Annotated in this window: 8 protein-coding genes; 2 read left to right on the forward strand and 6 right to left on the reverse strand. The window is 74.0% G+C overall.

Features of this window, described 5'->3' with window-relative positions; genetic code table 11:
- Window positions 1-675: carboxymuconolactone decarboxylase family protein (locus DI269_RS14355; protein ID WP_198667437.1), on the reverse strand; the 675-nt coding region annotated here is incomplete at its 3' end.
- Between the two features lie 210 nt (window positions 676-885).
- Here DI269_RS14355 and DI269_RS14360 point away from each other — a divergent pair.
- Together DI269_RS14360 and DI269_RS14365 are read left to right on the forward strand one after the other, a co-directional pair.
- On the forward strand, window positions 886-2,142 hold the full coding sequence (locus DI269_RS14360) for a sensor histidine kinase (protein ID WP_112136957.1): 1,257 nt from the start codon (window positions 886-888) through the stop codon (window positions 2,140-2,142).
- Window positions 2,139-2,798 (forward strand): response regulator, encoded by a 660-nt coding sequence (locus DI269_RS14365; RefSeq protein ID WP_112136959.1) that lies wholly within the window; start codon window positions 2,139-2,141, stop codon window positions 2,796-2,798. Before DI269_RS14360 ends, DI269_RS14365 begins: the two co-directional genes overlap by 4 nt.
- Here DI269_RS14365 and DI269_RS14370 read toward each other — a convergent pair.
- The 5 genes from DI269_RS14370 to DI269_RS14390 all read right to left on the reverse strand — a co-directional run bounded on the left by DI269_RS14370 (window position 2,795) and on the right by DI269_RS14390 (window position 6,067).
- A complete protein-coding gene (locus tag DI269_RS14370; protein ID WP_112136961.1) occupies window positions 2,795-3,658 on the reverse strand; it encodes a YihY/virulence factor BrkB family protein in 864 nt (287 codons plus the stop codon). The two genes, DI269_RS14365 and DI269_RS14370, sit on opposite strands and share 4 nt — an antisense overlap.
- A gap of 48 nt (window positions 3,659-3,706) precedes the next feature.
- Window positions 3,707-4,147 (reverse strand): DUF7144 family membrane protein, encoded by a 441-nt coding sequence (locus DI269_RS14375; protein WP_112136963.1) that lies wholly within the window; start codon window positions 4,145-4,147, stop codon window positions 3,707-3,709.
- A gap of 142 nt (window positions 4,148-4,289) precedes the next feature.
- Window positions 4,290-4,883, reverse strand: a complete 594-nt coding sequence (locus DI269_RS14380) for an anthranilate synthase component II (RefSeq protein ID WP_112136965.1) — start codon at window positions 4,881-4,883, stop codon at window positions 4,290-4,292.
- 16 nt (window positions 4,884-4,899) lie between these two features.
- Window positions 4,900-5,193, reverse strand: a complete 294-nt coding sequence (locus DI269_RS14385) for a hypothetical protein (protein WP_112136967.1) — start codon at window positions 5,191-5,193, stop codon at window positions 4,900-4,902.
- A gap of 1 nt (window position 5,194) precedes the next feature.
- The gene (locus DI269_RS14390) at window positions 5,195-6,067 is read right to left on the reverse strand and encodes a class E sortase (RefSeq protein ID WP_112136969.1); all 873 of its coding nucleotides are present in this window, start codon (window positions 6,065-6,067) and stop codon (window positions 5,195-5,197) included.
- Window positions 6,068-6,340: the final 273 nt, after the last annotated feature.

Raw genomic sequence — 6,340 nt, forward strand, 5'->3', positions numbered from 1 at the left:
CCCCACCGGCGACCCCGCCGCCCACGCCGGCTCGCGCACCGCCGTGCCCCGCGCCCACTGCGGCCGCTCCTCCAGCAGCGGCAGGCTCGCGCCCGCCTCCAGGTCCGCGGCCATCGCCTGCCGCAGCAGGCGCGAGCCCACCGACCGGCCCAGCCGCGTCGCCAGCACCGGACTCGGCGCCTCGTTCTCCGCCAGCACCTTCACCATCCGCGTGATCAGCTCGAACACCAGCGCCGTCCCGATGAACCGCGGCGCGGCCTCCGCCGGGAACGGCCCCGACGCCGTCGGCTCCGCCGCCCAGTCCGCCAGCGCCGCCCACTCCGGCGGCGCCACACCCGAACGCAGATCCTCGGCCAGGTCCGGCTCTCCGGCGGCGTGCAGGAGCGTCACGTGCGCGTCGGTGCAGAACCGGCAGCCGTTGCGCACCGCGACCACCGTCGCCACGACCTCCTTCGCCTTCCGCTCCTCGGGCCCGCCGACCAGCAGCGACTCCCGCAGCAGCGACCACACCGGCGCCAGCAGTTCCGGCGCGGGCGAGAACATCGTGACCGCCGGGCCCAGCACGCCCAGCTCCTGCTTGACCTGCCGGTACACCTCGGCCACCACGCCTTCGGCGTGCCTCGGATCGACAGGGACGACATGCCTGACTGCGCTGCGACTGACGGCGGGGGACATGGGGGCGCCTCCTCGGTTGACCGGGCGGCCCGCACGGCCGCCGCATGACTCCAGACTCCCCGCCGCGGGCCTCCTGGTCGTCCGCCCCGGGACGGCAATCGCGGCCTCGCCGCACGCAGCAGCGGCGCCCGCCGCGTACACCCCGGGGGGTACGCCGGACCTGCACCGCGAGCCGATGCCGCAGGTCCGCGGCGGCAATAGACTCAAGGCATGTCGCATCCCCCCGAGACCGCGCCGACCCGCAGGCGCCCCGACTTCCTGACCGGCAGGCGCCTCGACATCGCCGTCACCGCCGTCATGCTCGCAGACACCCTCGCCGCCGGCCTGATCAAGGACGTCCGCGACGGCATGCCGCCCTGGGGCTGGCTCCCGCTCATGCTGGGCCCCTTGGTGTTCCCGCTGTGGCGGCGCCACCCGCGCCTCGTCCTGGTCGTCAGCGTCGGCTCGGTCCTCGCCAGCGGCCCCCTCGGGGTCGGCCCGCTCGCCGTGGTCCCGGCCCTGGTCGCGATCGCCGTCGCCATGTACACCGGGTACCGGGCGCTCAGCGTCTCCACGGTGCTCATCCTCTCGGCGATCGTCGCGCTCGGGAACCTGGAGAACGCGGGCTGGGAGTTCACCGCCCAGGCCGTCGAGCGCACCCTCCTGGTCATCGGCTGGCTCCACGTGGCCCTCATCTCGGGTCTCTCACGGCGCCAAAGGGACGCGTACATGGCCGAGGCCGAGCACGTCCGCGAGGAGGCGGTCAAGCGCAAGGCCGCCGACGAGCGGGTGCGCATCGCCCGCGAGCTCCACGACTCCCTCACGCACTCGATCTCCGTCATCCGCGTCCAGGCCGGCGTCGCGATCCACTTGGCGCGCAAGAGGGGCGACGCGCCGCCGCCCGCGCTGGTAGCCGTGGAGGAGGCCGCGAAGGACGCGACCCGGGAGCTGCGCGAGACGCTGACGATGCTCCGCGACGACGACGGCCACCGCCTCGCCCGCGTCGAGGACCTCGCCGACCGCTACCGGGGCCTGGGGTTCACGATCGACGTCGCCTGCGGGATCGACCACGCCGCGCCGGTGGACGCCGAGGTCGACCACGCCGCGTACCGGATCGTCCAGGAGGCGTTGACGAACGCGGTCCGCCACTCCTCCGGCGACGCCGTCCGCGTCCGGATCGGCCGCGAGGGCGACGCGGTCGTCGTCGAGGTCGCCGACAACGGCACGTCGGCCCGGGTCGTGCCCGGTCGGGGCCTGACGGGCATGCGCGAGCGGGTCGACGCGCTCGGCGGGGACCTCCGTGTCGGACCCGGCGGGTACGGTTTCACGGTCCGGGCCGCGCTCCCGGACAGCACCGCCGCCAACGCCGCCATGACTACCGCCGCTGCAACCGCAACGGCTACCGCAACCGACGCCTCACAGTCCGGCCCCGCCGAATCCGGTGCCGCCGAACCGGACGCCCGGCCCGAACTGGAGGAGTCGCGTTGATCAGGGTCCTGCTCGCCGACGACCAGCCGCTCATGCGCGGCGGCTTCCGGGCGCTCATCGACGCCGAGGACGACATGACCGTCGTCGCCGAGGCCGCCGACGGCCCGACCGCGGCCCGCCTCGCCGCCGAGACCCTGCCCGACGTCGCCCTGCTCGACGTCGAGATGCCCGGCGGCGACGGCATCGGCGCGGTGCGCGCGATCGCCGCCGACGACCGGCTCGCCGGGGTGCGCGTCGTCATGCTCACCAACTACTCGTTCGACGCCTACGTCTTCGACGCCCTCCGCGCCGGCGCCGCCGGGTACCTCGTGAAGGACACCGAGCCCGAGGAGCTCCTGCGCTGCATCCGCGCCGCCGTCGGCGGCGAGACGCTCCTGTCCCCGCAGATCGCCGCGAAGCTCGTCGCCGAGTACGTCGCCCACCCGCCCTCGCGCCTCGCCGGACAGGTCGAGGGCCTCACGACCCGCGAGACCGAGATCGTCGCGCTGGTCGCCCGCGGCCTGACGAACACCGAGATCGCCGAGCGCCTGTTCATCAGCCCCGCCACCGCGAAGACCCACGTCCACCGCGCCATGATGAAGCTCGCCGTCCGCGACCGCGCCGGCCTGGTCGTCTTCGCCTACGAGTCGGGCCTGGTGCAGCCCAAGGCCACTTAGGCCGCACCGGGTTCGGACGCCTCGCCCTCGGCGGTCCCGGCTGTGTCCGTCTCCGGGTCGGCGGTCGCGTTGTACTCGAAGCCGAACAGCAGGGCCGCGTTGGTGATCCACAGCCACACCAGGAACACGATCACGCCGCCGAGCGCCCCGTACGTCTGGTCGTAGTTCCCGAAGCTCGCCGCGTACAGCCCGAACCCGGCCGAGGCGGCCAGCCACAGCACCACGGCGAGCGCCGCACCCGGCGCGCGCTGGCGGAAGCGCGAGCGCTTCGCGGGGGCGAGCCAGTACAGGAGCGCGACGATGACGACGACGAGCATGGTGATCAGGGGCCATTTCACCCACGCCCACACGGCGACTGCGGCGCCGTCGGCGTGCAGTGCCCGCCCGACCGCGCGCGCGACGGTCCCGCCGGTGGCCGCGACGACCGCGCACACCGCCGTCAAGGCGCCGACGACAACAGTCAAGACGACGCGCACGATGAGGACCGTCCACCACTTGCGGCTCTCGGCGGCCCCGTCGACCGCGTTCAGGGCCCGCGAGAACGCGGCCACGTAGTTCGAGGCCGCCCACAGCGCCGCGACGAGTCCCGCCAGCGCCACGAGCCCGGCGGTGCGCGGGTTCATCTGGAGGCGCGCGACGGCGTCGTCGATGATCGACATCGAGTCGCCGGGCACGAGCGAGCCGGCGCCGTCGAGGAGCGACGCGGTCGCGTCCGGGCTGAGCAGCCCGATGAGGGAGGTGCCCACGAGGATCGCGGGGAACAGCGAGAGCACCGAGTAGTACGTGAGGGCCGCCGCGGCGTCGCCGCGGTTCTCCGCGCCGTATCGCTTGGCGGCTTTGACGATCGAGCGTCCACCCATCCCTCCACCGTCCCAGACCCGGTGCGGCCGCGGGGCGGTTCGGGGGAACTATCTGCCCATCGGCTCGTCTTCGCGGCCCGTGCCGGGGCCGGTCGTGAGCGCCCAGATGACGAACACGTCGACGGCGATGACGAGCGTCGCCCACAGCGGGTACTGGGGCGCGAGGAAGAACTGGTTCATCGCGGACACGACCGCGACCAGGAGCCCCGCGTACCCGCCGCCGCGCAGCCGCTCCAGGCGCCGCGACCGCAGCGCGCCGATCTGCATGAAGCCGATCGCGATGGCGGCCAGGCCGATCAGGAGGTTCACCCAGCCCCAGCCGGTGTTGTCGGCGCGGTACCAGTAGCCGCCGCCGGTGAACAGGAACGAGTCCCCGCTCGCCACGGCGTACCCGATGAACACCTGCCAGGCCCCCACCAGCAGGAGGAGGATCCCTGCGAACGCGGAGCCGGAGCCCCTGCGGCGAGGATCCCAGTCCTCATCGGTCATACGCGGTCCCCCAGACTGGCGCGGCGCGGCCGCGCCGCCCGCACCCAGCCTAGGCGACGACGGTGCGCGACCGCGGCATCCACACTCGACGATGCACTCGACGTCGTATCCGACGGTGCTCCCGACACCCGGCCCGCGCGCGTCACGCGCCCCCGGGCGGGTCGAGGCGCCGCAGCCAGTTGGCCAGGAGCGCGCTGCCGTCCTCGGTGAGGATCGACTCGGGGTGGAACTGGACGCCCTCGACGTCGACCCGAGTGTGCCGCAGGCCCATGACGGTCCCGTCGTCGCTGTGGGCGGTCACTTCGAGGGGGTCGCGGACGCTGCCGGGCTCGACGGCGAGCGAGTGGTACCTGGTGGCGGTGAACGGGTTCGCGAGACCGCGGAACACGCCGGACCCGTCGTGGCGGATCGGGGAGGTCTCGCCGTGGCGGAGTTCGGCGGCGCGCGAGACGACGGCGCCCCAGTGCTCGGCGATCACCTGGTGCCCCAGGCAGACGCCGAGGACCGGGACGTCCCCGGCGAAGCGGTCGAGCAGGTCGTGGCCGAGCTTCGCCTCGTCGGGCCGCCCGGGCCCGGGTGAGAGCAGCAGGCCCGCGGGGCGCAGCCGCACGGCCTCGTCCACGTCGGTCTTGTCGGAGCGGCGCACCTCGACGCGGGCGCCCAGGGCCCGCAGGTAGGAGACGATGGTGTGGACGAACGAGTCGCGGAAGTCCACCACCAGGACGCTCCGGGTCACGGTGCGGCCCCGCGCATCACCCGTCGTCCTCGCCGGTCGGGGACTGGGCGGTCTCCCACTCGCCGGGGTCGAACTGGGTGTCGTGGCAGTCCACGCCGGGCGTGCACGTCGGGGACTCGCCGCCGTCGCCCTCGGGCTGCTCGACGTCGACGCCCCCGGCGGGGTCGACGTTGCTCCACGGCATGTGCGGGCGCACCGCCGGGAACAGCACGAACCACAGCAGCGCGAACGCGCCGACGCTCAAGGCGACGGACCCGATGATCTTGCCCGGCAGGCCGAACGGGAGCTTCTTCCAGATCCACGAGTACACGTCAGGCCTCCGGGTCGATCGCCGCGGGCGGCAGGTCGCCGGCGGGGTCGCGTTCGATGGTCTCCACCAGCTGGCTGTAGACGACGTACCGCTCGTAGTTGTCCCACAGCGGATGGCACGTGAACAGCGTCAGCCAGTAGTCCTCGTCGCCGGGCTCGGAGCCGGGGTCGCCGGGGACGGGCGCGGTGATGTCGACCTGCGTCTCGTCGACGACGACGTGCTCCTGCACCTCGTACACGTAGAAGAAGTCCTTGGTCTCGATGACGACCTTGTCGCCGGGCTGGAGGTCGCGGATCTTCTGGAAGATCGCGGGCACGTTGTGGCCGGCGAGGGTGAAGTTGCCCTGCTCGCCGGGCATCGCGCCGTCGAGGTAGCGGCCGGGCGCGTACTCGATGTCGGCCGGCTCGGTGCCCTCGACGAGGGTCCAGGACTCGGCCCGGATGTCGGGGGCCCACATGCGCGCGAACGCGTCGCCGAGCTCGGGGACCGGCGAGCCCTCGTCGCCCTCCTCCTCGGCCTCCCACATGGTGTCGAGGTCGGTGGAGAGCGTGTCCTGCTCGTTGTTGATCTCGCCGGAGACGCCGAAGACCTCGTAGGCGGCGTACAGGAGGACGACCGCGCCGAGGGTGATGAGCGCTTCGCCGAGGCCGCGCACGGTGGAGCGGACGCCGCCCTCGCCGCGGTGGCGCTTGACGGTGCGCTTCTTGCGGGCCGCGCTCTCGGCGCCGGGCGGGGCGGGGACGTCGTCGGCGGGGATCACCGGGAGGATCGCGGTCCCGTCGGGTTCGGGGACGAGCGGCGCCTTGGCGAGCCTGGGGGGACGCAGCGCGGTGGTGGTGTCGAAGTCCGGCTCGGCCGGCTCGGCGGGGGGCATCCCGGCCCCGAACGGCCCCGGGTTCGGCTGCGCCCCAGGGACTTTCGCGGTCCCGTTCGGGACGCTGGCCCTGCCTGGGCTCGGCGTCCGGGGCGGGCTCGGCTGCCTCGGGGGCCCGGCGGGGCCTTGCGGCTGCCCGGCCCGCGGCGGCGACGGCGGAGGCGTCTGGGGCTGCGGAGTCGGTTGTTGCGGAGTCTGCGGTTGCGGGGGCGGCTGCGGCGGCCCGCCCGCGGCGGGGGCTCCCTGCGGAGGACTGGGCGGCGGCCCCTGCGG

The organism is Glycomyces dulcitolivorans (assembly GCF_003265355.1).
Lineage (GTDB): Bacteria > Actinomycetota > Actinomycetes > Mycobacteriales > Micromonosporaceae > Glycomyces > Glycomyces dulcitolivorans.

Coding starts and splice junctions, on each gene's coding strand:
- DI269_RS14360 (WP_112136957.1), top strand. CDS start 886: ATGTCGCATCCCCCCGAGACCGCGCCGACCCGCAGGCGCCCCGACTTC.
- DI269_RS14370 (WP_112136961.1), bottom strand. CDS start 3,658: ATGGGTGGACGCTCGATCGTCAAAGCCGCCAAGCGATACGGCGCGGAG.
- DI269_RS14375 (WP_112136963.1), bottom strand. CDS start 4,147: ATGACCGATGAGGACTGGGATCCTCGCCGCAGGGGCTCCGGCTCCGCG.
- DI269_RS14390 (WP_112136969.1), bottom strand. CDS start 6,067: ATGCCCCCCGCCGAGCCGGCCGAGCCGGACTTCGACACCACCACCGCG.